At 70.1% G+C, this 26,416-nt stretch carries 20 protein-coding genes; 12 read left to right on the top strand and 8 right to left on the bottom strand.

What is annotated here, in order from left to right; translation table 11 throughout:
• Positions 1-401: 401 nt before the first annotated feature.
• On the bottom strand, positions 402-1,688 hold the full coding sequence (gene tyrS / locus AC507J_RS17735; RefSeq protein ID WP_496290265.1) for a tyrosine--tRNA ligase: 1,287 nt from the start codon (positions 1,686-1,688) through the stop codon (positions 402-404).
• 104 nt (positions 1,689-1,792) lie between these two features.
• Between tyrS and AC507J_RS17730 the strand changes: the two genes are divergently transcribed.
• From AC507J_RS17730 to AC507J_RS17690, 9 genes are all read left to right on the top strand, one after another.
• Positions 1,793-2,182 carry a PaaI family thioesterase gene (locus AC507J_RS17730; RefSeq protein WP_496290264.1) on the top strand — a complete coding sequence of 130 codons (390 nt, stop codon included), beginning with the start codon at positions 1,793-1,795 and terminating at the stop codon, positions 2,180-2,182.
• 180 nt (positions 2,183-2,362) lie between these two features.
• Positions 2,363-3,442: a Gfo/Idh/MocA family protein gene (locus AC507J_RS17725; protein WP_496290254.1), complete on the top strand. Its 1,080-nt coding sequence runs from the start codon at positions 2,363-2,365 to the stop codon at positions 3,440-3,442.
• On the top strand, positions 3,439-4,404 hold the full coding sequence (locus AC507J_RS17720) for an NAD-dependent epimerase/dehydratase family protein (RefSeq protein ID WP_496290253.1): 966 nt from the start codon (positions 3,439-3,441) through the stop codon (positions 4,402-4,404). The genes AC507J_RS17725 and AC507J_RS17720 overlap by 4 nt, the downstream gene beginning before the upstream one ends.
• 49 nt (positions 4,405-4,453) lie before the next feature.
• Positions 4,454-5,590, top strand: a complete 1,137-nt coding sequence (locus AC507J_RS17715; RefSeq protein ID WP_496290252.1) for a DegT/DnrJ/EryC1/StrS family aminotransferase — start codon at positions 4,454-4,456, stop codon at positions 5,588-5,590.
• Entirely contained in the window at positions 5,590-6,297 is a 708-nt protein-coding gene (locus AC507J_RS17710) for an acetyltransferase (RefSeq protein ID WP_496290251.1), read from the top strand. Before AC507J_RS17715 ends, AC507J_RS17710 begins: the two co-directional genes overlap by 1 nt.
• A gap of 2 nt (positions 6,298-6,299) precedes the next feature.
• Entirely contained in the window at positions 6,300-7,421 is a 1,122-nt protein-coding gene (locus AC507J_RS17705) for a DegT/DnrJ/EryC1/StrS family aminotransferase (protein ID WP_496290250.1), read from the top strand.
• Positions 7,422-7,518: 97 nt separating this feature from the next.
• Positions 7,519-8,799, top strand: a complete 1,281-nt coding sequence (locus AC507J_RS17700) for an MFS transporter (RefSeq protein ID WP_496290249.1) — start codon at positions 7,519-7,521, stop codon at positions 8,797-8,799.
• Positions 8,796-9,821, top strand: a complete 1,026-nt coding sequence (locus tag AC507J_RS17695; RefSeq protein ID WP_496290248.1) for a TolB family protein — start codon at positions 8,796-8,798, stop codon at positions 9,819-9,821. The genes AC507J_RS17700 and AC507J_RS17695 overlap by 4 nt, the downstream gene beginning before the upstream one ends.
• A gap of 74 nt (positions 9,822-9,895) precedes the next feature.
• Positions 9,896-10,777, top strand: a complete 882-nt coding sequence (locus AC507J_RS17690) for a DUF6492 family protein (protein WP_496290247.1) — start codon at positions 9,896-9,898, stop codon at positions 10,775-10,777.
• Between the two features lie 49 nt (positions 10,778-10,826).
• On the opposite strand, the gene AC507J_RS17685 is transcribed toward AC507J_RS17690, so the two are convergent.
• Both AC507J_RS17685 and AC507J_RS17680 read right to left on the bottom strand, forming a co-directional pair.
• Positions 10,827-12,293 (bottom strand): lipopolysaccharide biosynthesis protein, encoded by a 1,467-nt coding sequence (locus AC507J_RS17685; protein WP_496290246.1) that lies wholly within the window; start codon positions 12,291-12,293, stop codon positions 10,827-10,829.
• Positions 12,290-13,573, bottom strand: coding sequence for a glycosyltransferase family 4 protein (locus AC507J_RS17680; protein ID WP_496290245.1), 1,284 nt, complete (start codon positions 13,571-13,573; stop codon positions 12,290-12,292). The genes AC507J_RS17685 and AC507J_RS17680 overlap by 4 nt, the downstream gene beginning before the upstream one ends.
• 181 nt (positions 13,574-13,754) lie before the next feature.
• On the opposite strand from AC507J_RS17680, the gene AC507J_RS17675 reads away from it, so the two are divergent.
• Positions 13,755-14,843 carry a glycosyltransferase gene (locus AC507J_RS17675; RefSeq protein WP_496290244.1) on the top strand — a complete coding sequence of 363 codons (1,089 nt, stop codon included), beginning with the start codon at positions 13,755-13,757 and terminating at the stop codon, positions 14,841-14,843.
• 84 nt (positions 14,844-14,927) lie between these two features.
• Here the strand turns inward: AC507J_RS17675 and AC507J_RS17670 are convergent, their stop codons facing one another.
• From AC507J_RS17670 to AC507J_RS17650, 5 genes are all read right to left on the bottom strand, one after another.
• Entirely contained in the window at positions 14,928-18,539 is a 3,612-nt protein-coding gene (locus tag AC507J_RS17670; RefSeq protein WP_496290243.1) for a DUF4082 domain-containing protein, read from the bottom strand.
• A gap of 428 nt (positions 18,540-18,967) precedes the next feature.
• Positions 18,968-20,338 (bottom strand): O-antigen ligase family protein, encoded by a 1,371-nt coding sequence (locus AC507J_RS17665; protein ID WP_496290263.1) that lies wholly within the window; start codon positions 20,336-20,338, stop codon positions 18,968-18,970.
• A 2-nt stretch (positions 20,339-20,340) separates the two neighbouring features.
• The gene (locus AC507J_RS17660; RefSeq protein ID WP_496290242.1) at positions 20,341-21,150 is read right to left on the bottom strand and encodes a hypothetical protein; all 810 of its coding nucleotides are present in this window, start codon (positions 21,148-21,150) and stop codon (positions 20,341-20,343) included.
• A 279-nt stretch (positions 21,151-21,429) separates the two neighbouring features.
• The gene (locus AC507J_RS17655; protein ID WP_496290241.1) at positions 21,430-23,346 is read right to left on the bottom strand and encodes a DUF4082 domain-containing protein; all 1,917 of its coding nucleotides are present in this window, start codon (positions 23,344-23,346) and stop codon (positions 21,430-21,432) included.
• A gap of 245 nt (positions 23,347-23,591) precedes the next feature.
• Positions 23,592-24,440, bottom strand: a complete 849-nt coding sequence (locus AC507J_RS17650; RefSeq protein ID WP_496290240.1) for a glycosyltransferase family 2 protein — start codon at positions 24,438-24,440, stop codon at positions 23,592-23,594.
• A gap of 146 nt (positions 24,441-24,586) precedes the next feature.
• Between AC507J_RS17650 and AC507J_RS17645 the strand changes: the two genes are divergently transcribed.
• Together AC507J_RS17645 and AC507J_RS17640 are read left to right on the top strand one after the other, a co-directional pair.
• Entirely contained in the window at positions 24,587-25,408 is an 822-nt protein-coding gene (locus tag AC507J_RS17645; RefSeq protein WP_496290239.1) for a WecB/TagA/CpsF family glycosyltransferase, read from the top strand.
• On the top strand, positions 25,405-26,409 hold the full coding sequence (locus tag AC507J_RS17640; RefSeq protein ID WP_496290238.1) for a glycosyltransferase family 2 protein: 1,005 nt from the start codon (positions 25,405-25,407) through the stop codon (positions 26,407-26,409). Before AC507J_RS17645 ends, AC507J_RS17640 begins: the two co-directional genes overlap by 4 nt.
• The last annotated feature ends 7 nt before the right edge of the window (positions 26,410-26,416 follow it).

Here is a 26,416-nt window from a genome sequence, read left to right as displayed (position 1 = left end):
CGGTGGTTTCCGCCGTGTCAAACCGCTGTGTCGCGCTTTGCCATGCTTCACACCATTTCCGGGCACCACGCCACGATCGACTCGCGTCGTTCGCGTCGTGGTTTCCGGCGGACCGGCCGCTTACGGTCTCCCATGAGCGCGCCCGGCTCCCCACCGGCGGCCAACCTTACCCGGTCGGTTCCGCCTCGCCAAATCCGCCTCGCGACGGATCCGGGGCACCGCCCGTACCAGGTCGTAGGGGATTGTCACCCCGCCGACCCGGAGGTCATTCCCGCGCTCCGGCCTTCCGGGGCTTTCGCCCTGCTTCGTCCGTTCCGCGCTGGCAGAGAAAAAGTTACGCGTCCGGCGGGACGATCGTCAAATCCGCCGGACGCGTCGCCCGTCACACCGTCGATGTGCCGCTATTTCCGCAGCTCAACGCCGGCGAACGAGCGCTTGCCCCGGCGCAGCACCAGGTACCGACCGTGCAACAGATCCGCCGTCGACACCACCGCGTCGACCTCGGTGACGCGGGTGTTGTTGACGTACGCGCCGCCCTCGGTGATCACCCGCCGGGCCTCCTTCATGCTCGGCACCAGGCCGGACTCCTTCAGCAGACCGGCCACGTCCGGCAACTCGTCGACATGCACCAGGCCGGCCTCGGTGAGCGCCGCGCGCAGCGTCACCGGGGAGAGCTCGGCCAGGGAGCCCCGGCCGAAGAGCGCCTGGCTGGCCGCGACGACCTGGGCCATCTCCCGCTCGCCGTGCACCAGCGTGGTCAGCTCCTCGGCGAGCGCGCGCTGGGCGGCCCGGGCGGCCGGCCGCTCCGCGGTCTCCTTCTCCAATTCCTCCAGTTCCTCCCGCGAGCGGAAGCTGAAGTAGCGCAGGTACCGGCTGACGTCCCGGTCGTCGACGTTTACCCAGAACTGGTAGAAGGCGTACGGGCTGGTCATCTCGGGGTCGAGCCAGATGGCGCCGCCCTCGGTCTTGCCGAACTTCGAGCCGTCCGACTTGGTCACCAGTGGCGTGGTGAACGCCTGCACCGGGCCGAGCCCCCGCCGCCGGACGTAGTCGACGCCGGCGGTGATGTTGCCCCACTGGTCCGAGCCGCCGAACTGGAGTTGGCAGCCGTACCGCCGGTGCAGCTCGAAGAAGTCGTTGGCCTGGAGGAGCTGGTAGCTGAACTCGGTGAAGCTGATGCCGCTCTCCAGCCGGGCCCGGACCACCTCGCGGGCCAGCATCCGGTTGACCGGGAAGTGCTTACCCACGTCCCGGAGGAACTCGACCACCGACATCTCACCGGTCCAGTCCAGGTTGTTGACCAGCTGGGCGGCGTTGTCGCCGGTGTACGACACGAAGGGCGCGAGCTGGTCGCGGATGCGCTGGACCCAGCCGGCGACCACCTCCGGTGCGTTGAGGGTGCGTTCCGCACTCTCCTTCGGATCACCTATCTGCCCCGTCGCACCACCGACCAGCAACAGGGGGCGGTGCCCGGCGAGCTGAAGGCGGCGGGCCGTGGCGACCTGCATGAGGTGACCGACGTGCAGGCTCGGCGCGGTCGGGTCGAAGCCCACATAGAAGGTGGCTCCGGGAGTGTCGAGCAGCGCGGACAGCTCCTCGGCGTCCGTGGAATCCTGGATCAGGCCACGCCATTGCAGGTCAGCGGTGAGGGAGCCCCGCCCGGTCGGCGGGAGGTTGCGGTCGGTCACGATCACGAATTCTCCCCCATCAACCGGGTGCCGGCCTACCGGGTTCGGGCACGCGCACCGACACTAGGCTGACGACGCCAAGATCCGGGGAGGTCGCCGTGGAGATGCCGGAGATGTCGGGCGGGTTCTTCGCCCTGCTCGGGCTGGAGCTGGACGAGATCAGCGGCGACCGGGTGACGATCCGCTGGCGGGTCCGCCCGGAGCTGCACCAGCCGTACGGCATCCAGCACGGTGGGGTCTACTGCTCGGTGGTGGAGACGGCGGCCAGCCTGGGCGCGGGTTTCTGGCTGGGCGAGCGCGGCCGGGTGGTCGGGGTGGCCAACCAGACCGACTTCCTGCGCCCGGTCCGCAAGGGCGAGTTGACCGCGGTCGGCACACCTGTGCACCGGGGACGCAGCCAGCAACTCTGGCAGGTGGAGATCACCGACAGCGGGGCGCGGTTGATCGCCCGTGGGCAGGTACGCCTCCAGAACCTGTACCCGGAAGCCGACTGACCCCGACCGGCGGAGGTTCATTCGCAATTGCGGGCATTCCGAATGATCGGTTGAGGCGCGCAGTGTTGGAATTCCGTCACTGCACTGGCGCGTCGAATGACGGTATCGATAGCTTGCCGCACGGACCGGCCTGAGCAACGCCGGTCGACGCATCCTGTCCGGCCAGCGAAACGGGTGCCTGTGAGCGCAATTCAAGTCGCCAGCGGCGAGCCCATCGGCGTCGCCGTCATCGGCGCCGGATACTGGGGACCGAACCTCGTTCGCAATTTTCAAACATCCGTCGAATTTCGGCAACATTGGCTCTGCGACCTCGACATCGAGCGCGCCGAACGGGTGCTCGGTGATCATTCGACGGTCCGGGCCACCGACGACCTGACCGCAGTGCTCGCCGACGAGGCCGTGCAGGCGGTGGCCATCGCCACCCCCGCCGCCACCCACCTCGACGTGGCGCTGGCGGCGCTGCGGGCCGGCAAGCACGTGCTGGTGGAGAAGCCGCTGGCGGCCAGTTCCGCGCAGGGACGGACGCTTGTCGCCGAGGCGGAACGCCGGGGACTGGCGCTGATGTGCGACCACACCTACTGCTACACCCCCGCCGTGTTGCGCATCCGCGACCTGCTGCACGACGGCGAGCTGGGCGAATTGCAGTACCTGGACTCCGTACGGATCAATCTGGGGCTGGTGCAGCGCGACATCGACGTGATGTGGGACCTCGCCCCGCACGACCTGTCGATTCTCGATTTCGTCCTACCGCCCGGCGTATTTCCGGTCGCCGTGGCCGCACACGGCGCTGATCGCATCGGGGCAGGTCGGGCCTGCCTCGCTTATCTCACCGTGCGGCTGAACACCGGAGCGATCGCGCACCTGCACGTGAATTGGCTGTCGCCGGTGAAGGTACGAAAAATGATCATCGGCGGCTCGAAGCGAACCCTGGTCTGGGACGATCTCAACCCCGGTCAGCGGCTCGCCATCTTCGACCGGGGTGTGGACGTGGCCTCGACCGAGGAACTCGGCGACGAGCAGCGCCGGGAGATGCTGGTGTCGTACCGCTCCGGGGACATGGTCGCGCCAGCGCTGACGGAGCGGGAGGCGCTGCGGACCATGGTCGAGGAGTACGCCCGCGCCATCCGCACGGGCCGCCCGGCGCTCACCGACGGCCGGTCCGGTCTGCGCGTCCTCGCCACCCTGGAAGCGGCGTCCCGCAGCCTCGCCGACGACGGGAAGCTTGTCGAAATCAACGATTGGAGCGGATCGAAGTCATGAGCGCGGTGGAGATCGCCGGGGCGCGCGCCCTGGTAACCGGTGGGGCGGGCACGATCGGCTCGCACGTCGTGGACGAACTGGTCGCCGGGGGCGCGGCCGAGATCGTCGTGCTGGACAACCTCGTCCGTGGCCGGCGGGAGAACCTCGCCCGGGCCCTGCCGCACGACAGCGTACGGCTCGTCGAGGGCGACATCCGGGACGCCGCGCTGGTGCACGAGCTGACCCGGGGCAAGGATCTGGTCTTCCACCTCGCCGCCATCCGCATCACCCAGTGCGCCGAGGAGCCCCGGCTGGCCAACGAGGTGCTTGTCGACGGCACCTTCAACGTGCTGGAGGCGGCGAGCGCGGCCGGCGTACGCAAGCTGGTGCTCTCCTCCTCGGCCTCGGTGTACGGACTCGCCGACGAGTTCCCGACCACCGAGCGGCACCATCCGTACCACAACGACACGTTCTACGGCGCGGCGAAGGCCTTCAACGAGGCCATGGCGCGCAGTTTCCACAGCATGTCCGGGCTGGACTACGTCGCGTTGCGCTACTTCAACGTGTACGGCCCACGGATGGACATCCACGGGCTCTACACCGAGGTGCTGATCCGGTGGATGGAGCGGATCGAGGCCGGCCGGCCGCCGCTGATCCTCGGTGACGGCCAGCAGACGATGGACTTCGTCCACGTCGCCGACATCGCCCGGGCCAACATCCTGGCCGCCCGGGCGGACGTGACCGACGACGTGTTCAACATCGCCAGCGGCACCGAAACCAGCCTGCGGGAGCTGGCGCAGGCACTCAGCGACGTCATGAAGTGCGACCTGGCCCCCGAGTTCGGGCCCGCCCGCGCGGTCAACGGCGTACCGCGCCGACTGGCCGACGTGACCGCCGCCGCACGCGACCTGGGCTTCCGCGCCGAGATCGACCTGCACGAGGGGCTCCAGGGGTTGGTCGACTGGTGGCGGGCCGAACGGTGAGCGGGCTCAGCCGGCAGGGCCGGGCCGATCGGGCAGCGGAGACGGCGCGATGAACGGCCATCGGATCCCGGTGATGCTGCCCCGGCTCGGCGAGGAGGAGGCGGAGGCGGCCGCCGAAGCGGTCCGCTCGGGCTGGGTCGCCCAGGGGCCCCGGGTGGCCCGCTTCGAGCGGGAGTTCGCGGCCTTCGTCGGCGCCGGTCACGGGGTGGCCGTCAGCTCCTGCACCGCCGCGCTGCACCTGGCCCTAGTGGTGCTGGAGGTCGGCCCGGGCGACGAGGTCATCGTGCCCTCGTTCTCCTTCATCGCCACCGCCAACGCGGTGCGCTACGTCGGCGCGACCCCGGTCTTCGCCGATGTCGACTCCGCCACCGGCAACCTGACGGTGGCGACGGTGGACGCCGTGCGTACGCCCCGGACCCGGGCGGTCATCGCCGTGCACCAGGCCGGCGTGCCGTTCGACGTCGCCGCGCTGCGCCAGGCCGCCGACCGGTGGCGGCTGCCGTTGGTCGAGGACGCCGCCTGTGCGGCGGGCTCGACCGCGTACGGACGGCCGGTCGGTTCCGGTGCCATGATCTCGGCCTGGTCGTTCCATCCCCGCAAGCTGCTCACCACGGGTGAGGGCGGGATGGTCACCACCGACGATCCGGAGTACGCCGCCCGGCTGCGCCGGTTGCGGGAACACGGGATGAACGTCTCGGCGGCCGACCGGCACGCCAGCGCCACGCCGGTGCTGGAGTCGTACCTGGAGACCGCCTTCAACTACCGGATGACCGACATCCAGGCCGCGATCGGGCTGGTCCAACTGGGCCGGCTGCCGGAGCTGGTGCGGCACCGGCGGGCACTTGCCGCGCGGTACCACGAACTGCTCGCGCCGATCGGCGGCCTGCTGCCGGTCCGCGACCCCGCCCACGGCGAGACCAACTACCAGTCGTTCTGGGTGCTCATCGACCGGGAGTACGGGGTGGGCCGCGACGAGGTGCTCGCCGAGTTGGCCGCCGTCGGTGTCTCGGCACGGCGCGGCATCATGGCCGCCCACCTGGAGCCGGCGTACGCGGACGTCGTTGCCGGGTCGCTGCCGGCGACCGAACGGCTGACCCGGAACTCGCTGATCCTGCCGCTGCACCACGCGCTCACCGAAGCCGATCAGGATCACGTCGTCGCCGTGCTCCGCAAGCTGGCCACCTGATGCGCAGCCTGGTCATCGTCGGTGCCGGCGGGTTCGCGCGGGAGACCGCGGCCGCCGTACGCGCCGTCAACGACCTGCGGCCGAGGTGGCAGCTGCTCGGCTTTCTCGATGACGACCCGGCTCTGCACGGCACCGAGCGGGTCGGCCTGCCCGTCCTCGGCGGGACCGATCGGCTGGCGGAACTGGGCGAACCGGCGGTCGTCGTCTGCGTCGGTAACCCCCGCGACCACACGGTCCGGCGGCGGGTGGTGCACCGGCTCGCCCTGCCGGCCGACCGGTACGCCACGATCGTCCATCCCGGCGCGCACCTCGGTACGGCCTGTTCGGTCGGCCCCGGCGCGGTGCTGCTCGCCGGCGTGGTGCTCACCGCGGAGGTGACCGTCGGCGCGCACGTCGCGGTCATGCCGCACGCCGTGCTCACCCACGACGACACGGTGTCCGACCACGTCACCATCGCCTCCGGTGCCCGCCTCGGCGGCGGCGTCGTGCTGCGTCCGGGTGCGTACCTGGGCGCCGGTGCGCTGATCCGTGAGGGCGTGACGATCGGCGAGGGCTCGCTTGTCGGAATGGGTGCGGTGGTGTTACGCGACGTGCCGCCCGGCGAGGTCTGGGCCGGCAACCCGGCCCGCCGGCTGCGGGGCATCGAGCCGCCGGCACAGCCGACCGGATCCGAACGAAGGACCATGCCAGAGGCCGTGGGGAGCTGATCATGCCAGGAATTCCGCTCGTCGATCTCGCCGCCGCGCACACCGAGATCGCGGAGGAGGTGGAGGCGGGCTTCAAGCGGGTGATCGCCGACGCCGCCTTCATCGGCGGGACCGAGGTCGCCGCCTTCGAACGGGAGTACGCCGCGTTCACCGGCGTACCGTACTGCGTCGGGGTGGCCAACGGCACCGATGCGCTCGAGTTGGCGCTACGCGCCACCGGTGTCGGGCCGGGCGCCGAGGTGATCCTGCCGGCGAACACCTTCATCGCCACCGCCGAGGCGGTCGCCCGGACCGGTGCCCGGCCGGTGCTTGTCGACTGCGACCCGCAGTCGTACCTGATCGACGTCGACGCGGCGCTCGCGGCGATCACGCCGGCCACCCGGGCGATCGTCCCGGTGCACCTCTACGGTCAGCTCGCCCCGGTCGAGCGGCTGCGGGCCGGGCTGGTCGGGCGGGACATCGCCGTGGTCGAGGATGCGGCGCAGTGTCAGGGCGCGACCCGGCACGGGCGGGCCGCGGGCGCCGACGGCATCGCCGCGACGAGCTTCTACCCCGGCAAGAACCTCGGTGCGTACGGCGACGCCGGCGCGGTGGTGAGCGCCGACGCCGACCTCGCCACGGCGGTCCGCCGGCTCGGCAGCCACGGCGGGCTACGCCGGTACGTGCACGACGTGGTCGGCGTGAACAGCCGGCTGGACGGCCTACAGGCCGTGGTGCTGCGGGCCAAGCTGGCCCGCCTGGCCAGCTGGAACGCACTGCGGCGGGCAGCCGCGGCCCGCTACCACGCGCTGTTGGAGTCGGTCGAGGTGCTCCGCCCGAGCGTGCTGCCCGGCAACGAACACGTCTGGCACGTCTATTGCCTCCGGCTCCCCGGTGACGGCACACCGGCCCGCCGCGACCGGGTGCTGGACCGGCTGCACGCGGCCGGCGTCGGCGCGGCGATCCACTACCCCGTGCCGGTGCACCGGACGCCCGCCTTCGCCGACCTCGGTTTCGCCGCGGGTGCCTTCCCGCACGCGGAGCGGATCGCGCCGGAACTGCTCTCCCTGCCGATCTATCCGCAGCTCACCGCGGACCAGCAGGAGCAGGTCGTCGCCGCGCTGCGGAGCGCGCTCGCCGACTGAGATCCGCCGCCGGAGTCGACGGCGACCGGTGCCGGCGGACCCTCGGCGGCGACGACGGGCGGTGGGTGGAGGAAGCGGGCCTGGAGTTGGAGTTGCCGTGTACGTGACGCTGCGGGACCGCCCGGGCGGTACGGGTCACCGGGGAGCCGGTGACCCGCTGCGTCGCGTCTCCGGGACCGTCGTGCTGCTCGGCCTGGTCAGCCTGCTCACCGACGTCTCGTCGGAGATGGTGGCGTCGGTCCTGCCGCTCTACCTGACCGCCATGGTCGGCCTCGCCCCCATCGCCTACGGCGTCCTCGACGGCCTCTACCAGGGCGTCAGCGCGCTGGTGCGGATCGCTGGCGGCTACCTCGGTGACCGTGGCCGGCACCCCAAGTGGGTCGCTGTGGCCGGTTACGGCGCATCCGCGCTGAGCCGGTTGGCGATGCTGCCCGCCGCGAGTTTCGCGGCCATCACGGCGGTGGTGACGGCCGACCGGCTCGGCAAGGGGCTGCGTACCGCGCCCCGGGACGCCCTGATCGCCACCGCGTCGCCGCCCGAGGCGCTCGGGCGGGCGTTCGGCGTCCATCGGGCGCTGGACACCGCCGGGGCCGCACTCGGACCGCTCGTCGCCTTCGCCCTGCTCCTGCTCGTGCCCGGCAGCTACGACTCCATCTTCGTGGTCGCCTTCGCCTTCGCGGTCGCCGGCCTCGCGGTGCTGGTGCTCTACGTCCCGGACCTGCCCACCTCGGCCCGCGCCGACCGGCCCGGCCCCCGACAGGTGATCCGGGAGGTGACCGGCGGCAGGCTGCGCCGACCGCTGCTCGCCGCCGCGCTGCTCGGCGTGCTGACCATCGGCGACGGCTTCCTCTACCTGGCCCTGCACAGCCGCGACGAGCTGGCCGCCCGCTACTTCCCGCTGCTCTATGTCGGCACGAACGTCGCCTACCTGGTGCTGGCAGTGCCCGTGGGCCGGCTGGCCGACCGGGTCGGCCGTGGCCGGGTCCTGGTCGCCGGGCACCTGGCGCTGCTCGGCGGTTACCTGCTCGCGGCACTGCCCAGCGGAAACATCGGGCTCACCCTGGCCGTCCTGCTGTTGCTCGGCACCTTCTACGCCGCCACCGACGGTGTGCTCGCGGCGCTGGTGAGTCGCCTGGTGGCGGCCGAGGCGCGCGGCAGCGGCATCGCCGCCGCCCAGACCACTGTGGTGCTGGCCCGCTTCGCCGCGTCCGTGCTGTTCGGGCTCGCATGGACGCTGCACGGGCCGCAGCTCGCGTTGCTGTTCTTCGCCGCCCTGCTGGCCGTCGCGATGCCGGTCGCCGGGTGGCTGCTGCGTGGCGTCGACCGTCCCGCATCGGCGCCGGCCGCCGACGCCCGCCCCCAGGGAGCACCGGCATGAGTGGACTGAGCCCGCGTACCAGGCTGGTGGTGTTGACGGTGGTCCTGCTGACGACAGTCGTCGGCGCCGCCGGCTACGTCTGGCGGATCCGCCAGCAGCAGCCGGCGGCCGGTGCGGCGACGAACGCCGCAGCGGCCCACGCCGACCTGGCGGCGGTGCGTGCCGGGCCGCACGTGGTCTTCCGCAACACCGCGCTTGGCGCCGACTACGGACGGGTGGCGATGGTCCCGCTGGCGGAGCCGGCGACGGCGCGGGCGGTCACCCCGGTGTCCTGCGACCGGGTGTACGCGACCCGGGACGCGGCGGTCTGCGTCGCGGCGGAGCGGGGACTTGTCACCACGTCCCGGGCCCACCTGCTCGGCCCGGACTGGACGCCCCGGCGCGACCTGCCGGTCGTCGGCCTGCCGAGCCGGGCCCGGCTGTCCCGCGACGGCGCGCTGATCGCCACCACGACCTTCGTGCACGGCGACTCCTACGCCAACCCCGGACAGTTCTCCACCCGGACCGTGGTCACCCGCTCCGACGGCGAGGTCGTCGGGGACATCGAGCGGTTCGACCTCGTCGTCGACGGCAAGGTGGTCACCGCCGTGGACCGGAACCTGTGGGGGGTCACCTTCGCCGACGGCGACCGGTTCTACGCCACCGCCGCCTCCGGCGGCCGGACCTGGCTGGTCGAGGGAAGCCTCGCCGCGCGTCGGGTCACCGCCCTGCGGCGGGACGTCGAATGCCCGTCGCTGTCGCCGGACGGCACCAGAATCGCCTTCAAGGAGCGCGGCGACCTGCCGGCGGGCCGCTGGCGGCTGGCGGTATACGACCTGGCCAGCGGCACGCGGACCCGGCTCGCCGAGACCCGCAGCGTCGACGACCAGGTGGAGTGGCTGGACGACCGGACCGTCGTCTACGGGCTGCCCCGGGGCCGACCCGGTACGGCCTCCAGCGATGTCTGGTCGGTGCCGGCCGACGGGCGGGGTGCCCCCGCACTGCTGATTCCGGACGCCTGGTCACCGGCGGTCGTCCGGTGAGCGTCATCCGACCATCGGGGCCACGGCGGAACTGCCGGTGCCACGCCCCGGCCCACCGACCCTGAGGACCTGGCATGCCGCGACTCGCCGTCATCACCCCGAGCTACGCACCCGACTTCGAACTCTGTGCGGACCTGCACCGTTCGATCCAGGCCCAGCGCGTCGGGCCGGTGACCCAGCAGATCATCGTGCCCCGGCGGGACCTGGCCCGGTTCGGTCAGCTGGCCGGCGCCGAGGTGCACGACGTCGCCGAGTTTCTGCCCCGCACCTTCCGGCAGTTGCCCGGGGTTAACGGCTGGGTGAACCTGCGCCGGCCGGTCCCGCCGCTGCGGGGTTGGATCGTCCAGCAGATCGTCAAGCTCGCCGCAGCGGCGGGCTCGGACGCCGACGTGGTGCTGCTTGTCGACTCGGACATCGAGTTCGTCCGCCCGTTCGGGGTCGACCGGTTCCTGCGCGACGGGGTCACCCGCTTCTACCGCAAGCCGGGCGAGATCGACGATCGGCTGCCGCGCCACGTGCTCTGGCACCAGGTCGCCCGGAAGCTGCTCGGCCTACCGCCGGCGTCCCCGCCCTTCACCGACTACGTCTGCTGGCCGGCGCCGTGGGATCCGCAGATCGTCCGGGAGTTGCTGCGGCGGGTGGAGTCGGTGAGCGGCCAGCCATGGGCCACCGCCATCGGCGCGCAACTGCACTTCTCCGAGGAGATCCTCTACGGGGTCTTCGTGGACGAGGTGCTTGGTGCACCCGCCACCTCGTACGCCACCGACGACATGCTCTGCCTGGGCTACTCCGCGGAGGTGCCGCTCGACGAAGGCGGCCTGGCCGAGTTGCTCGACCGGATCGCGCCGGACGACATCGCGGTCATGATCTCCGCGAAGTCGGGAACCCCGTTGCCGCTGCGCCGGGCCGCGCTCGCCGCCCGATTCGTGGCCGGTGAGCATCGGGCCGCCGACTGAGCCGCGCTCGCCCGGGTGACGGTCCTCCGTGGACGGGGCCGGCCCGACCTCAGTCCACCCCCTCGACGGTACGCAGCGCACGCAGCGCGGTGCGCAGCCGGTAGACCAGCGCGCCCATCGCGACGAGGCTGGCCGCACCCGCCAGCATCAGGGCCAGCACGTCGACCGGGACGGTCCGGGTCGCCGCCCAGGCGGCCAACGCCACCGCCACGGTGCCGGCAACCGGCAGTAGCAGGCGCGCCACGAAGGCGCCCACCGGCACGCCCACCCGAGTCAGTTCGTACAGGTAGATCGGAAGGACGACGAGCAGGGCCACCGCGAACTGCGCGGCGGCGGCGCCCGGCGCGCCACCGAACCACGCACCTGAGTAGACGGCCGGCACCAGCGCGGCCAGCCAGATCAGTTGGATGGTGAAGACCGCCCGGGTGTTGGCCAGCACCACGAAGTAGTCGTAGACGAGTTCGAAGAGGATCCGCAGGATGGCCAGCAGCCCGAGCCATGGAAGCACCTCGGCGGCCGACTGCCAGGGCGTGCCGTAGACGAACCGGATCAGCGGGTCGGCGGCGGCGGCCAGCAGCACACACACGGGCATGGTCACCGAGGCGAGCAGCCCGGCCGTGGAGAGGAAGGTGCTCCGCATCGCCGCAGGATCGTGCTGGAGCCGGGCCAACGCGGCGGGTGCCACCGCGCGGACCGGTTGCGAGAAGATCGACAGCGGCCAGTTCGACAGGTTGACCGCCAGGACGTAGACGCCGAGGGGTACCGGTCCCAGCACGGCGCCGACGATCACCTTGTCGATGTTGCCGACGGCGAAGACCACGATGCTGGAGCCCGCCAACGGCACACCGAAGCGCAGCAGCGCGGTGGCCTTGGTCCGGTCGAATCCGAAGCGGACGCCCTGCGGGGCGAACGCGATGAAGAGCACGGCACCGGCGAGCACGCCCGCGACGTGCCCGATCGCCAGGCTCATCGCGCCGAGCCCGCCGAGCGCGCAACCGATGGAGGTAAGCGCGCTGACCCAGGTCGCCACCTGGTCGGCGATCATCTTGCGGCCCTGACGGAACTCGCGTTGCAGCATCGCCACCGGTGTGGCCACCAGGCCCGACACGATGACCGCCACGGTGATCACCCGCAGCACCGGGGTCGCCGCCGGATCACCCATGGCCGCCGCGAAGGCCGGTGCGCCCAGGAAACAACCGACGTAGACCAGGAGGCTGGACAGCACCGAGATGGTCGCCACGGTCGGCGCGATCTCGGCGGGCGGGCCCGGCCATCGGACGATGGCCAGGCTCACCCCCAGTTCGCTGAAGCTCAGCACCGCGAGCAGCGCCACCATCGCCACGGCGTACGTGCCGAAGGCGTCCGGGCCGAGGATGCGGGCCAGCGCGATGCCGATCCCGAGGGTGCTCAGCCGGCTGATGATGGTGCTCGCCATGCTCCAGCCCAGGGCCCGGGACGCCCTGGTGAGGAGAGCGGGTTGCTCGGCTGATGGGGAGGGTCGTTCCTCGACGCTCACCCGAGCACCTGTCGGATCCGTTGGCGTGCGGCGGCCGGCAGCAGATCGGCCGTGGCCCTGTGCCCGGCCACCCGCAGCCCTTCCCGCAGCCGGGCAGCCGGGGCGGGCCGGTGCCGCAGCGCCTCGGTGTAGACCTCCTGGAGGGTCTGGGTGGCCACCTTGAGGCTGAACCGGTCCAGGATGAGTCGCCGCCCCCAGCACCCACGCTCCACGCGCAGCATCGGGTCACCGGCCAGTTCGGCGATCTGCGCCGCGAGCGGCGCCGGATCAAGGTCACCCTCGCCGATGCCGTAGAAGCCCCAGCGCAGGAAGTAGTCGATCGTCTCCGGGGCGCAGGTACGGGAGAAGCCCTGGATACCGAGCACCACGAGAGGGCGGCCGAAGGCCATCGCCCGCAGTGCCGACCCGCCCATGCCCAGCGCGATGTCCGCAGCCGCGTACGCGGGACGTGGGTCGTCCAGCGGGCCGGTGAGCACCACCGCGGGGCGGCCGAGCGCGCTGTTCACGCGATCCGCTTCGGCCGCCACGTCGGGCAGCGAGGGGCCGCCGCCGGTCACCACGAGACGGAGCCGGTCGTCGTCGAGCAGCCGCAGGGCACGGATGGCCCGCAGCACCCCCTCGGCCTTCATGTCCGGTTCGAGGCGGGTGACCACACCGAGCACGATGTCTCCCGGTCGGATGCCGTGCTGTTGCCGGAACGGCTGACCATCGACCACCGCCGGGTCGTCGGAATCGGTCTTGACCGGTGGCTCGATCAGAGCCGGTGGCGGACGGAAGGCCGCGGCCTCCGCCACCAGCTGCGCGGTGCCGACGATGAGACTGCCGTAGCGGGGAATCCAGCGTGGAACCTGCATGCCGTACACGGTGGTCACCATCGGTGTGCCGAACCGCAGGTGTGGGCCGTAGAAGGCGTCGAGCGCGACCGAGTACTCGTACGCGTGGACCAGGTCGGCCCGGAAGTCACGGACGGCCCGACTCAGCGCCCGGGACAGCCCCGGCCGCATCGGCATCGCGCGGCTCAGGCGTTCGGCCGGGTGCCGGACGGCGATCACCGGCAGGCCCGCCTGCCGGGCGATCTCCGCCACCGGACCGGGCTCGTCCTGGTAGTTGCCGAAGATCGCCACCTGGTGGCCCTGGTCCCGGACGCTGACCGCGAGATCCAGGGCGTTGAGCTGACTGCCACCGAGTTCCAGATGGTGCAGGCCGACGAGCAGTCGCACCCTGATCCCCCACTTCGCGCTGCGCCGGCAGAACTGCCGCCGGAGCAGGAAAGCCGCCACCGGCCCCGTAACCCTAGGTGACGCCAGAGATCCGCACCGTCAACTGCCCGACAGTACGCGCCGTACCAACGGGGGATGCCGTGCCGCCCCGGCTCCACGATAGTTGCGCAGAGCGTTCGCGGGGACACGCTGAGGGCGGTACCCGCACTCAGGCGGACGGCGAAGGGGACGGGCAATCATCATGATCGGTCGCACGAAGCGGTTGGCGCGGGACCGGATCCGACGCCTCGGCCATGCCCGGGAGCTGCGACGTCGTACTCCCCCACCGCTTCGCTACGATGCCGGTCGCGCCGAGGAGGGCGTCGTCTACTACCTGAGCCCGGACGACAACCGACCCAGCGGCGGCATCCGCAACCTCTACCGCCACGTGGACCTGCTCAACGAGTCGGGCGTCCCCGCGGCGGTGCTGCACTCCCGTCCGGGTTTCCGCGCCGACTGGTTCGCCAACGACACCCGGGTGATCGCTGCCGGTCAGGTCACGCTCGGTCCCGCCGACCTGCTGGTGGTCCCCGAGTACTACGGTCCGGCGCTGCGCCGGCTGCCCGCACCCGCCCGCAAGCTGATCTTCAATCAGAACGCGTACCGCACCTTCGCCGAGTTGTCGCTCGACGGCACCTCGGCCGGTGCACCGTACCGGGACTGTCCCGGCGTCGAGGCGCTGCTGACGGTCTCCCGGGACAACGTCGCACTGCTACGCCACGCCTTCGCCGACCTCGACGTGCGACTGGCCCGGGTGGTGGTCGACGCCCAGCTCTTCCATCCGCCGGCCCGCCCGGCACCCCGCCGGATCGGGCACATGCCCCGCCGTCGCGCCGCCGAGCAGGAACAGTTGCTGCACATCCTGCGGGCCCGCGGCGTGCTTGCGGGTTGGGAACTCGTGCCGATCGACGGCATGAGCGAGGCGCAGACCGCCGAGGCGCTGCGCGGTTGCGCGATTTTCCTCAGCTTCAGCGAGCGCGAGGGGTTCGGCCTGCCACCGGCCGAGGCGATGGCGAGCGGCGCGTACGTCGTCGGCTTCACCGGGCTGGGCGGGCGGGACTTCTTCGACCCCGGCTACTGCTCCCCCGTCGCCGAGGGCGACCTGCTGGGCTTCGCGGTCGCCGTCGAGCAGGCGCTACGCCGTTACGACGAGGAACCGACGTCGCTGGTATCGGCCGGAAGGGCCGCAGCCGACCGGGTCCGCTCGGAGTACCACCCGGACGGTCTGCGCGCCGACCTCGCCGACATCTACCGGAGCTACCGCCGTCCGGTGCCCGGTGGGAGCTGCTGAGGACGGCTGCTGCGTTGCGACCGACGGTGTTGGCCGCCGTCCTCGGCAGCACGGCGCGGTGGGCCGTGCTGCCGAGGGCGGTTGTCAGGTTCCACTGGGTTCGAAGAAGACGTCGACCCAGTAGTTGTGGTGGGAGGTCCAGTTCGGGAACGCGCTCGGACCGTATCGGTAGCGGCCGGCGTTGGCCGACACCCGCAGCGGGCCGGTCACCACCTCTCCCGATTGGAACGCGGCGATGTTCACCGCGTAGTGCCCTCTCGTCGTGTGATACGACGCGACGTACGTCGTACCGGCGGTGATCGGCACGGGTTCCGGGAACCGTACGCTCTGCCAACCGGATCCGGTCTCGGCCACGAAGGTCGCCGTCGCCAGCCGCGCGCCACTGGCGGACCAGAGCGAACCGGTGTGCACGCCGGTGTTGCCGTTGCCCTTCCAGAAGCGGATCCCGGTCACCTTTCCGGCGACCTCGCTGCGGAACGCGACGCCCACCTCAAGGGCGTCCGGATCGTTCCAACTGGTCACCTGGGGTGCCGCCGAACCGGTGAAGATGTTGACGCCGGCCGGTGCGCCGGCCGGCCCGGACGGTGTCGAACTCGGTGTGCCCGACGGTGCTGGACTCGGCGGGGCCGACAGCGCCAGACTCGGTGTGACCGACAGCGCCGGACTCGGCGTCGGACTCGGCGTGACCGACAGCGCCGGACTCGGCGTGACCGACGGTGTCGGGCTGGGTGTGGCGGATGGTGTCGGACTCGGCGTGGGGGTGGGCCCTGCCCCGGGCTTGAACAGCGGATCCACCCAGTAGTTGGCGTTCTGGTACCACTGCGTGGGGAATCCCGACGATCCGTACCGGAACACTCCGTTGCCGTTGCTCGGCGCGCTGAGCAGCCCGTTGGTCCAGGGCCTGTCGAAGAAACCCGGGTCATAGGCGTAGTTGCCGTTCGGCGCGAAGTACGACATGACGTACGTGGTACCGGCGCTGACCGGGTACGGCTCGGCGAACGCCGCGGTCTGCCAGCCCTGGCCGGACTTCGGCCCGAAGGTGACCTGCCGCAGTCGCTCGCCAGCGGCCGACCAGAGGGTTCCGGTGTGCGCACCGGTGTTGCCCGGCCCCTGGTAGAAACGCAGCCCGAGTACCGTGCCGCTGACCGACGCAGTGAACCTGACCCCAAGTTCGACCGCACCGCTGTCGTCGGACACCGCCGGGTTCGTCGGCACCGCGTCGGCAGCGAAGAGCCGCACCACCGACGGGTCGAGGTCGACGGTGAAGCTCCACTCGGTCGGCGAGTCCGACGCGTTGCCCCGGGTGTCCTCGGCGGTCACGCTTGCGGTGTAGCGCTGCGCCGACTGCAACTCCTCGCTGGGAGTGAAGGTCGCCGTCCTGGTTGCCGCCTGGTAGGACGTGTCGCCCGCCACCGGATCACCATTGGCGTCCCGGAGGGTGAACTGGATGGACGACGGCGCGACCGCCTTGGAGAAGATCACCGACAGCGTCGAGTCCAGCGGTACGCCTGTCGCGTTGTCCATCGGCGTCGTCCCGACCACCATGGGTGGCGCGTCCTCGCTGGCCACGAATCGCACGTCCACGTAGTAGTTGGTGGCACTCGACGGGCGGTCCGGGAAGCCGGCACCGTACTTGTAGACGCCGTTGGGCTCGTCGAGGTTCGAGTGCGGCGCGGTCAGCGGCCCGGCGATCTGGTCGGCCAGGGAGAAGTAGTACTCGTCGGCCGCGTAGTGCCCGTAGGGCGCGAAGTACGAGGCCACGTAGGTGGTGCCGGCCGACACCTCGACCGGCCTGCTGAAGGTCAAAGTCTGCCAACCGGTGCTGCTCTCGCCGGTGAAGGTACCTCCCGCGAGCAGCCGGCCGCCCACGGTCCAGAGACTTCCGGTATGCGTGCCGGTGTTGCCCGGCCCCTTGTAGAAGCGGATGCCGGTGACCAGCCCGTCGACCTGTGGCCTGAATCGGACACCCAGTTCCACCGCGGTGGAGTCGGTGGCAGCGGCCGTCTTCGGCACCCGGGCACCGAAGAGCGTGCTCGGTCCGGTGAGATTGAACAACCTGCTCTCCAACGCGCTGCCGATGTTGACGCTGTCGTCGATCGCGCGTACGTGGAACACCTGGGCACCGAGGCCGGCCGTGTAGAACTCGTACGCCCAGTCGGTGGTGCCGGTGGCCGGGTGCCACGTGGCGCCGCCGTTGGTGGAGACCTCGACGCCCGCGACCCGGCCGCCGCCGGTGTCGGCGGCGGTGCCGCGGACGGTGACCTTGCTGCCGTTGGCGACCGTGGTGACCGCCGCCGGCGCGGTGATGGCGACCGTGGGCGCCTCGGTGTCGGTGGAGGAACTGACGGGCTCCAGGTCGGTCATCAGCGTGCCGGGCTGCACCCCCATGTCCCCGAACAGGTTGACGGTGGCCTGCTGCATCGGCCGGCTGACCGGCGACCGCACCCCGTCGTGGTAGGTGTCCAATCCCCAGGCCCACTGGATGGTGCCGGCGGAGAAGACCAGGGCTCCACTCGCGGCGCGGTAGAGCGTCGCGTGGTGGGTGGTGGTGCCGGCGGCCGTTTCGGAGCCGAAGTCCTGCAGGTACTCCGGGGTCGGTCCCACGGTGGTGGAGAGGCGGATCAGGCCCGGCGGCCGGAAGCCGTTGTCGAGGTCCTCGTTCGACTCGTAGCCGACGATGTGCGGGGCCAGGGTGGCGGTCCCGGTGGTGGGCAGCCCGGCGTTGCGCCAGAAGCGGTACCGGCCCTGCTCGGCCGGCACCTGAAGCGGCAGGTCGGTGAAGTTGGCCATGTACGCGGTGCCGATCAGTGCGTTCTCCGGACGGCCGCCACCGTTGGTCGGGGTGCTGAACCGTGGATCGCGCCAGGTCCCGGTCCACTCCTGCGGGGTGTCCTCGATCCGTTTGTTCTCCCAGGTTTCCTTGTAGCAGACCAGGGTGCGGTGCGGCGTGTCGTTGCCGTCCACGCTCGGTTCCCAGCGGGTGCGCCAGTAGACGTCGTTGCCGCTGAAGAAGGCGAGGCTGACCCCGGCGTCGCGGGCCGCCTCGACGTTTGCGCGTTGGGCACCGGACCAGTACTCGTCGTGGCCGGTGGAGATGAAGACCTTGTGGTTGCGGATCAGTTCGCCACGCCGGTCGGAGTCGACGCCGGTGGTGTAGCTGATGTCGTATCCGTTGCGTTCCAGGAAACGCAGCATCGGGTACTCGTTGCTGAACAGGAAGTCGCGACTGGCCTCGCGTCGGGTGGCGAACGGCCGGTTGTAGCTGATCTTGTATGCCCGCCCGAGAAGCCCCGGGTAGAGGTTGGCGCCGCCGTACGAGTTGTATGCGTGCCAGGTGGTGTCGGAGGTCTGGAAGAACAGATCCGAGGTGCTCGCGTCGTCGCGGATCACGAATGTGATGTGGCTGGCTCCCCCGGTGTCCGTCCGGGTCAACCGAGCGAGGTGGACGCCGGACACCGCCGTGGCGGGCACGTTCCAGAAGGCCGACACCGCCCAGTTGCCGCAGTCGACGAGATTGGTGCTCGGGTCGCTGACGCAGGCGGGCTGCACCTGCGGCAGCGCCACCAGCGGGGCGATCTCGGCGACCCGGCGCGCTCCGGCGCCACCGTAGTAGCCCAGCCGGTAGATGTCGATGCGGTAGTCAGCCGCATCAGTCTTGATCTTGAAGTCGATCCGTTCCCCCAGGTTGACGCTCATTTCCGTGGCGAATCCCTGAATGCTCTCGTCGTCCCCCCAGGGAACATCCCACACCGCGCTGGGTGTGCCCTCTTTGCTGTTTTCGCAGACGATCGGATTCACCACCGGATTGCACGGATCAATTTCGCCGGCCGCCGATGCCGCACAGATCACCACGGATCCGGCAACCACCATGCCCCATGTTGAAGATACCGCCACAATTCGACGGAATCGCCTCCCCGGACCCCCACCCATGATTCACGTCTCCCGCCGTCGCCCCAGCCACGACCAGGCATTTTTCAGCCCAGCTAACTGGGAGTGACGGTATAGATGCAAACTACCCGGCTACTCCACCAAACGGATCGTTCCATCGGGAAAACGATGATCGACCCACCTGTTCGGACCAACCGGACCATTTCGCAACCGGTAATTTCACCACCGGCTGTCGGCTACCCGGCCGCGAACCAACGGGTGGTTGAGGTACGGACGGTTCGTCGCGGGTGGGTGAAACGCCAGACCGCACCGGTCGCGCCGATCATGAGCGGCAGCAGCGTGGCGAAGGTGGTGAAGCTCAACGAATCAAACGTGAACCCGACAGCTATCGCGACGATCTGGGTCGAGATGAGCGCCGCGCAGAGATGCCGATCCTCCGCGCGGGTCGCCCGACGCAGGGCGACAACGGCCAACGCCATGGCAGCCAGATGCAGCGCCGCGAGCACGGCGACGCCGACCAGCCCGCCGGCTAGCGCCTGCGCGAACCACTGGTTGTCGAGATACTGGTACTGCGGCCAGACCCAGGTGCCGATCCCCCGGCCGAGCCAGGGACGCTCGACGAAGTAGCTCTGCACCATCTCGTACCGGTCGGTGCGGGCGGTCACGCTCGGATCCTCGGAGGCGCCGGTGAAGAGCCCGACCACCGTGTTGATGAGGCCGGGCTTGAGGAACATCAGGGCGGTCAGCAGTCCGGCCCCGATCATCGCCATGTTGTACCGCATCCGCCAATTCCAGATCGGCACCATGACCAGCAGCATCAGGCCCGCCGCCAGGAAACCGGTGCGGGAGACCGTGGTGGGAATCGCCGCCGCGATGAGCAGGGCGAGAATCACGAAACGCTGCCGGTCCTTTCGCTCGGGAGCGAAGCGGGCGAAATGAATCGCAAATGGCAGGCTCATGGCCATCACCGAACTGAATTCGATGTAATGCAGTGTTGTGCTGGCCACCCGGATTCCGGAACCCCGTATCTCGAATCCCGGCACAAAGCCTTTCGGCTCGAGCCCGGGCACCATCAGATAAACGGTGACATCGGTCCAGAGGACAAACTGCAACAGCCCGACCAGGGCCATGAAGCCGGCACACCAGACGAACACCCGGAAGACCAGCCGTAACCGGTCCCAGTTCGGCAGCCCGTCGGCAACCACCAGCACCACACCGGCGAACGCGGCAACGTAGAGCATCGCCCGGTCGGCGCTGTTGGCCTCCATCGTGGTCAGACCACGCAGGAAACCCACCGCGTAGGAGAGGATCGCCCAGAGCAGGTAGAGCAACACCACCCAACGCAACGGCTGCGGCCCCACCATGGACAGTCGCGGACTGCACCGCACCAGAACCCACCAGGCCGAGAGCAGCACCGCGATGATGAGCGCCGGCCGCCCCAGGTCGGTCATGTTGGGCACGATCAGCTTCGCCGGGATCAGCATGAGCAGGCAGAGCATCAGGCTGAGCAGCACGGCGGCGTCCACCCGGGCGTACCGGCGCCGGGAGACGTACACGCCGTTCGCGACGCTGGCCGGCTCGAGATCCGCCGGGTGCAGTAGCGACATGGTCAACGGTGGTTGCCTTTGGCACCCGGCGGCGGCCACTCGGTGCGCGGCACGATGACCGTCGCGTCGGCGGAAACCGGTTCGAGCGCCGCGCCACGGTCGTCCAGGCCGCCGGCCTGGGCGCTGTTCCGCTCGGCCCAGGCGCTCCGCTGGTTCACCGGTGGGACAGCGGTCGGCGGCGCGGTGGCCGCCGAGTGTCGCCCCCGCCGACGCCGGATCACCGCGTCCAGCAGCACGGTCAGTGCCGTGGTGAGCAGTACGCCGAGCCCGGCGATGGCGACCAGTGCCCGCTTGACCTTCGAGGTCGACTCGGTCACGTTCTCCCCGACGGTCAACCGGAGAGTGGTGATCGTCTGCTCGGCGACGGCACCGTAGTCGGCCTGGAGGGCGGTCACGTTCTCGCCGAAGCGCCGGACCAGTTCCTGGGTGGTGGCCGTGGCCTGTTCCCTGGTGGGTGCGATGACCTCGAAGGTGACGATCGGCAGCGCCTGGTCCAGGGTGAGGGTGAAGGAGTCGGTGTACCCCGCGTCCTTGAGCGCCTCCACCACCTTCTGGTCCTGCACGGTGAGGATGGCCGCCTTGCCCAGCGAGGCGAGGCCGAGATCGAGCCACGGGTTGCGTGGTCGGGGCGTACGGCGGTCGTCTTCCTTCGGAGTGACCGAGGGCGGGACAAGTTGGACATAGCTGGTCGCCACGTAATTCGGCTCTATCTTGACCGCCGCTAGAACGGTGGCGGCGACCGTCAGCAACAGCAACGGACCGGCGATGTACCACCGGCGGATCAGAAGCTTGGTCAGGTCCCAGAAGTCCACTACGTCCCTCTCAGCCCCAGTACGAGGGCCGACGTTTTCCCGGACGTGACCCACCCACGTCGCCCATGCGTATTGCCAGCCCAGTGTCCAATCGGCATGCCCCTGGTGCAAGGAGGTAGCGGACGCGCGGAGCCGGAATTCACCTCGTCCTCCATCTCAGCGGAGGTCAAGACGGCGGCCAGTCAGGAATGCGACAGTCAATTGCTGCGAGCTGGTTTCCAAATAGCGACAGTCCGGCGCCACCGAGGGTGGTGCCGGACTGTCCGCCGGTGGTCCCAATCAGCCGGTCGGCGTGATCTTGTAGATGTGGTACGAATGCTCGCTGGCGAAGTTGTCGTTGATCATTCCCCCGCTGATCGGCACCGTCCGGTTCTCGAAGAGCACCTGCGCCTGGTTCGCGGTGATGCCCGCCGGCAACGTGAGCCCCTGGATGCCGGTGCCGCCGGTGCGGCCCGGCATCGCGAAGATGTAGTACGAACCGGCGTACTCCTTCAGCATCGTGTCGAGATGGTGGTTGAAGGTCCAGGCGTACGACTGGGTGTTGAGCACCGGCGCCAGGCTGGTGATCCGCTTGTTCAACTCGGTCACCGTCGGCCGCACCGCCGCACCGCACTCGTCGCGCAGCAGATGCTGGGTGAGGCACGGCCCGCCGAAGTTGTGGTTGAAGTAGATGATGCCGCGGGCCTCGTTGATCAGAGAGTTGATCACTGCACCGGCGATCTGGGGCCCGGTGATGGTCGGTGCCGAATCCTCGGTGAACGGATGCCCCAGCTCGACGAAGGCCCAGATCGGCTGACGTTTGCCGTCCATCGCGTCGACCTGGCGCATCCGTTGCATGGTCAGGCCGTAGTTGGCGGCGCGGCGGCAGGTGCTCGCGGAGACCCCGATGCTGGGTCCCTCCGAGACGGAGAGGCATACGTTCGGATCGGTGTACCAGTAGATGTCACTGGAGAACAGCGACGTGTAGCTGTTGGCGAAGTGGCTGGCCTCGCTGTCGGTGTTCCAGAACATCACCCCCTTGCCGAAGTTCGCGTACCGCATCCGACCGTCGCCGGTCGGCAGCTTGGCGGAGAGCCGGCGCAGCACGTCGAAACCGCAGTCGAGCTGGGCACCGACACAGATCTGCCCCTCGCCCGGGTAGTTTCCGGTCCAGGTGCCGGTGCCGGGCCCGGCCCACATGTCGACCTCGTCGTTGAGGCCCCACGCCGTCGTCTCGGCGCCCTGCCCCGGCACGTCGGTGTCCACGACGGCGAACATGCCGTTGCGCCGGACCAGGGACAGGTCGGAGTTCGAGGTCAGTACGACGTAGGTGTTGAGCCCGGCGGCGCGATCCAGGTCGACGTCGTGCTGGGTGAGCACCGACTCGAACCACACGCCGATCGGGAAGAAGTTGTGGCTGGCCCAGCCCGCCGCGTTGGGCACCGGGAAATTCGCGTAGTAGGACGGACCGCCCTCCCAGGCGACCAGGGGCAGGTTCAAGGCTCGGCGAACCGGTGGACTGGCCGTGGGCGTGCCCGTCGGTGGCGCCGTGGTGGCCGTCGGCGTGGTGGGTGCCGTGGTCGGGGCAACCGGGGCGGGCGCGAAGACCACGTCCACCCAGTAGTTGCTCGCCCGGTACGTCTCGGTGGGAAAGCTCGACTCGCCGTACGCGTAGACACCCGCACCGGAGGTGGTCATCAGCGGACCCGAGCTGGCCTTCTCGGCGAAGTAGTCCTCCGAGACCCGGTACCGCGTCGTGTGGTACGAGACGACATAGACCTCACCGGCCTTGATCACGACCGGAGCTGGCAGCCGCACCTCCTGCCACCCGGAACTCGTCTCATTGGTCGAGGTCGCCGTGGCCAGCCGCTGACCTGCGGTCCACACGCTCACCGGGTGGGTGTTGCCGGAGCCCGCCGCCTTGAGGAACCGCACAGCGGTCAGCGTGCCGTCGCTCGACGAGGTGAAGCGCAGCCCCACCTCGACCGGGGTGGCGTCCGGATCGGTCGGCACCCCGGAGACGTCCAGGTCGGCGAAGAACGAGTAGCTGGTGACCGCCGCGGCGGTGCCCCAGGCGCCCAGCGCCGACGCGAGCACGATGATCATGGCTGCGGCGACCGTGGTGAGGACCCGGCCGCGCCCCGGTCGGCGGGCCGGCGGCGCGGGGTGCGGGTACGCGAGACGAAGTGGAGCAGCGGGGGGATACGGGCTTTCCACGAAATAGCGCCTTTCCGTCAGGTATGCGCTGCCGCCGGTGCCGGGCGGTCCACGTGGAACTGCGATCCAGCCGGACCCACCGAATGCGAGCAGCAGTCGCGTTTTTCGCTCGTCATTGCTGTGACGGCTAACGACGCCCGGCGTGCCGCCGGAATGTTCGTCCCGCAGATTTAAGCGGTACTTAACGAATATCCTGCTAACCCGTATCGCCCCATTGATGGCAGAAATACGACACCGCCTCGGGGCTACCGTCGCGCCCGTACCGACCCCGGTCGCCCCCAGCCGGACCGGGCACTCCAGCCCGGCGAGCGGCGCTTCGCCTCGGCCAGCAGGATGATCGCGACGTAGCAGAGCGCTGCCGGCGCCAGCCGAGGTGACCGGAGCAGCACCTGCCGCAACCAGGACCAGGAACTCGGGCCGGGCACCGGGTCGGCGGCCACGCCGTACTCTGGCGGCGCGGCCCGCAGGAAGCGCCAGAACTCCGCGTTTCCCTCCCGCGCCCGGGCCACCCGGCGGACCAGATCCCCGGTACGTCGCGGCACCCGCACCGGGACCGCCGCCGCGATCTCCACCTTCTCGTCGGCCCGCACGACCGCGTCGAGGAACATGTCATCGGCGATGATCTCGGGGAAACGAGCGAAACGCGACCGGGCCTCGGCGGAGAGCGCGATGATCCCCCGGCCGAAGAGCCGGTTCCGGAAGACCGGCAGCCGCGCGTTGACCGCGTAGTACGCCCGGACCGGCCAGGCACTCCCCGAGGTGTCGATCACCGGCCGGGGCACCGCCGCGGCGACACCGGGCCGCCCGACGGCGGCGGCGAGGTCGTGTAACAATTCCGCCGTGATCGGCACGTCGGCATCCGCGTAGATTCGTACGTCACCGTCGATCACCTGCTCGGCGGCATTCATCGCGGCCGTCTTGGACGGCGTCGGTATTTCCAGAACGTGTACGCCGAATGAACGAGCAACCGCTGCGGTGTCGTCGGTGCAGCCATTGGCGACGACGACGATCTTCAGATCATTGCCCAATTGTGAAGATTCCGACAGTCGACGCAGCGTACCGGCGATTCCCGCAGCCTCATTGAAGGCCGGCATGATGACATCTATTCGCACCCGCCGATAGTGGCAGTCCGCAGCGTGGACAATCAACCGACCAAAGGGCCAGGACACGGCACAGAGACTGAAACACGACATCAGCTTGCCGCGTTGTCGCAGCTAAAGCATCGCTAGGATGCTGTTTCGTGTCATCCGATGCGAACGGTTTCGCCTCCGGAAACCGGATCAAACTGTACGGGATTGACTTTGATCCTTTTCACGAGAAGGACGTGATCCGGCATGTCGTCGCCGAGATCACCGCAGGCCGGGGCGGCCAGATCGTAACCCCGAACGTGGACATTCTTCGTCGTACCCGCCGAGATCAGGAAGCCCGCGCCCACGTGGCATCGGCGAACGTGGTCGTGGCGGACGGGAAACCGTTGATCTGGGCGAGCCAGCTCGCCGGTAATCCGCTCCCCGCGCGGGTACCCGGTTCGGATCTGATCTGGAGCCTGACGGCGGCGATGGCCGAACAGAACCGCTCCGTCTACCTGTTCGGCGGTGCGCCCGGCACCGCCAGCCGGGCGGAGCAGGCCATGCGGTCCCGGTTCCCCGGACTGCGCATCGCCGGGCACCTCAGCCCACCGTTCGGGTTCGACACCCGACCCGAGCAGTTCGAGGCCGCCTGCGCCACCGTGGCCGCCACCGCGCCGGACATCGTCTATGTCGGGCTCGGCTTCCCCAAGCAGGAAAGGGTGATCGCCCGGCTGCGCGCCCTGCTACCCGGCACCTGGTTCCTCGGCTGCGGCGCGGCCATCGGCTTCGTGGCCGGCATCCACCGGCGAGCGCCGCTGTGGATGCAGCGATCCGGCCTCGAATGGATGCACCGCCTGGCCAACGAGCCGGCCCGGCTGGCCCGCCGTTACCTGATCCACGACCTCCCCTTCGCCCTGGAACTGCTGACGGTGACCGCGCTACGCCGACTACACCGGGGACAGCCGCCGACTCCATCGGGAGATCTACCATGAGCCGCCCCGACCTCAGCATCGTGATCGTTTCGTACAACACCCGCACGCTGACGCTGCGGTGCCTACGCGAACTGGAGGCCAGTCGTACCCCGGACGTGCGATTCGACATCGTCGTCGTGGACAACGCCTCCAGCGACGGCTCGGCGGAGGCGATCGCCGAAGAGTTTCCCGGGGTGACGCTGGTCCGGCTGACCGAGAACGTGGGTTGGGGACGGGGGGTGAACCGCGGCGCGGTCGCCAGCGACAGCGACTATCTCCTGCTGGTCAACCCGGACACCGTACCCGTTGGCCGGCCGGTCGCCGACCTGATGAGGTTCGCCCGGCAGCGGCCGGAGCACCGCGTCTACACCGGACGGACCCTGCACGCCGACGGCACCGACGACGGCCACTCCTGCCTGGGGCTGCCCAGCCTGTGGAGTCAGTTCACCTTCGCCACCGGACTTTCGACGGCGTTCCGGCGCCGCCACTGGGCCAACCCGGAGAGCCTGCCCGCGTACGACCGACGCACGGTACATGAGGTGCCGGCCGTCTCCGGCTGTTTCCTGCTCATCGAACGTACGCTCTTCGACCGGCTCGGCGGCTTCGATCCGCAGCTGTTTCTCTACAGCGACGACATCGACCTGTGCACCCGGGCTGTCGCGGCGGGCGCGCGGCCGGTGCTCTATCCCGACGCGGCCGTGATCCACGTGGGCGGTGCCTCGTCCAGCTCGGAGGGGCAGCGGATCAAGATCCTCCGGGGCAAGGTCACCTATTTCCGCCGGCACTGGTCGCCCCTGCGATCCCGGCTCGGCGTCGGCCTGCTGGTGGCCGGCGTCGGGCTGCGAGCCGCCGGCAAGCTGGTGCTCGGCACCGACCGGTCGCGCGGGGTGAACTGGGTGACCGTCTGGCGGGAGCGCCGGACCTGGACGGCCGGCTGGCCACCGGTCGACGAACCCCGCCCGCCACACGACCCCGACGGTGTCCGACGCGGCAGCCCGGTCGACGCCAGTCCCGTCGGGTGAAGCCCAG

It is taken from the genome of Micromonospora sp. PRAS1 (assembly GCF_059553435.1).
This window is presented reverse-complemented; position numbering and strand designations above follow the sequence as displayed.

What these genes read in the sequence shown, in the direction of transcription:
- AC507J_RS17730 (WP_496290264.1), top strand. Translation starts at nt 1,793, where the DNA reads ATGCCGGAGATGTCGGGCGGGTTCTTCGCCCTGCTCGGGCTGGAGCTG.
- AC507J_RS17720 (WP_496290253.1), top strand. Translation starts at nt 3,439, where the DNA reads ATGAGCGCGGTGGAGATCGCCGGGGCGCGCGCCCTGGTAACCGGTGGG.
- AC507J_RS17715 (WP_496290252.1), top strand. Translation starts at nt 4,454, where the DNA reads ATGAACGGCCATCGGATCCCGGTGATGCTGCCCCGGCTCGGCGAGGAG.
- AC507J_RS17710 (WP_496290251.1), top strand. Translation starts at nt 5,590, where the DNA reads ATGCGCAGCCTGGTCATCGTCGGTGCCGGCGGGTTCGCGCGGGAGACC.
- AC507J_RS17705 (WP_496290250.1), top strand. Translation starts at nt 6,300, where the DNA reads ATGCCAGGAATTCCGCTCGTCGATCTCGCCGCCGCGCACACCGAGATC.
- AC507J_RS17695 (WP_496290248.1), top strand. Translation starts at nt 8,796, where the DNA reads ATGAGTGGACTGAGCCCGCGTACCAGGCTGGTGGTGTTGACGGTGGTC.
- AC507J_RS17690 (WP_496290247.1), top strand. Translation starts at nt 9,896, where the DNA reads ATGCCGCGACTCGCCGTCATCACCCCGAGCTACGCACCCGACTTCGAA.
- AC507J_RS17675 (WP_496290244.1), top strand. Translation starts at nt 13,755, where the DNA reads ATGATCGGTCGCACGAAGCGGTTGGCGCGGGACCGGATCCGACGCCTC.
- AC507J_RS17670 (WP_496290243.1), bottom strand. Translation starts at nt 18,539, where the DNA reads ATGAGCGTCAACCTGGGGGAACGGATCGACTTCAAGATCAAGACTGAT.
- AC507J_RS17665 (WP_496290263.1), bottom strand. Translation starts at nt 20,338, where the DNA reads ATGTCGCTACTGCACCCGGCGGATCTCGAGCCGGCCAGCGTCGCGAAC.
- AC507J_RS17650 (WP_496290240.1), bottom strand. Translation starts at nt 24,440, where the DNA reads ATGCCGGCCTTCAATGAGGCTGCGGGAATCGCCGGTACGCTGCGTCGA.
- AC507J_RS17640 (WP_496290238.1), top strand. Translation starts at nt 25,405, where the DNA reads ATGAGCCGCCCCGACCTCAGCATCGTGATCGTTTCGTACAACACCCGC.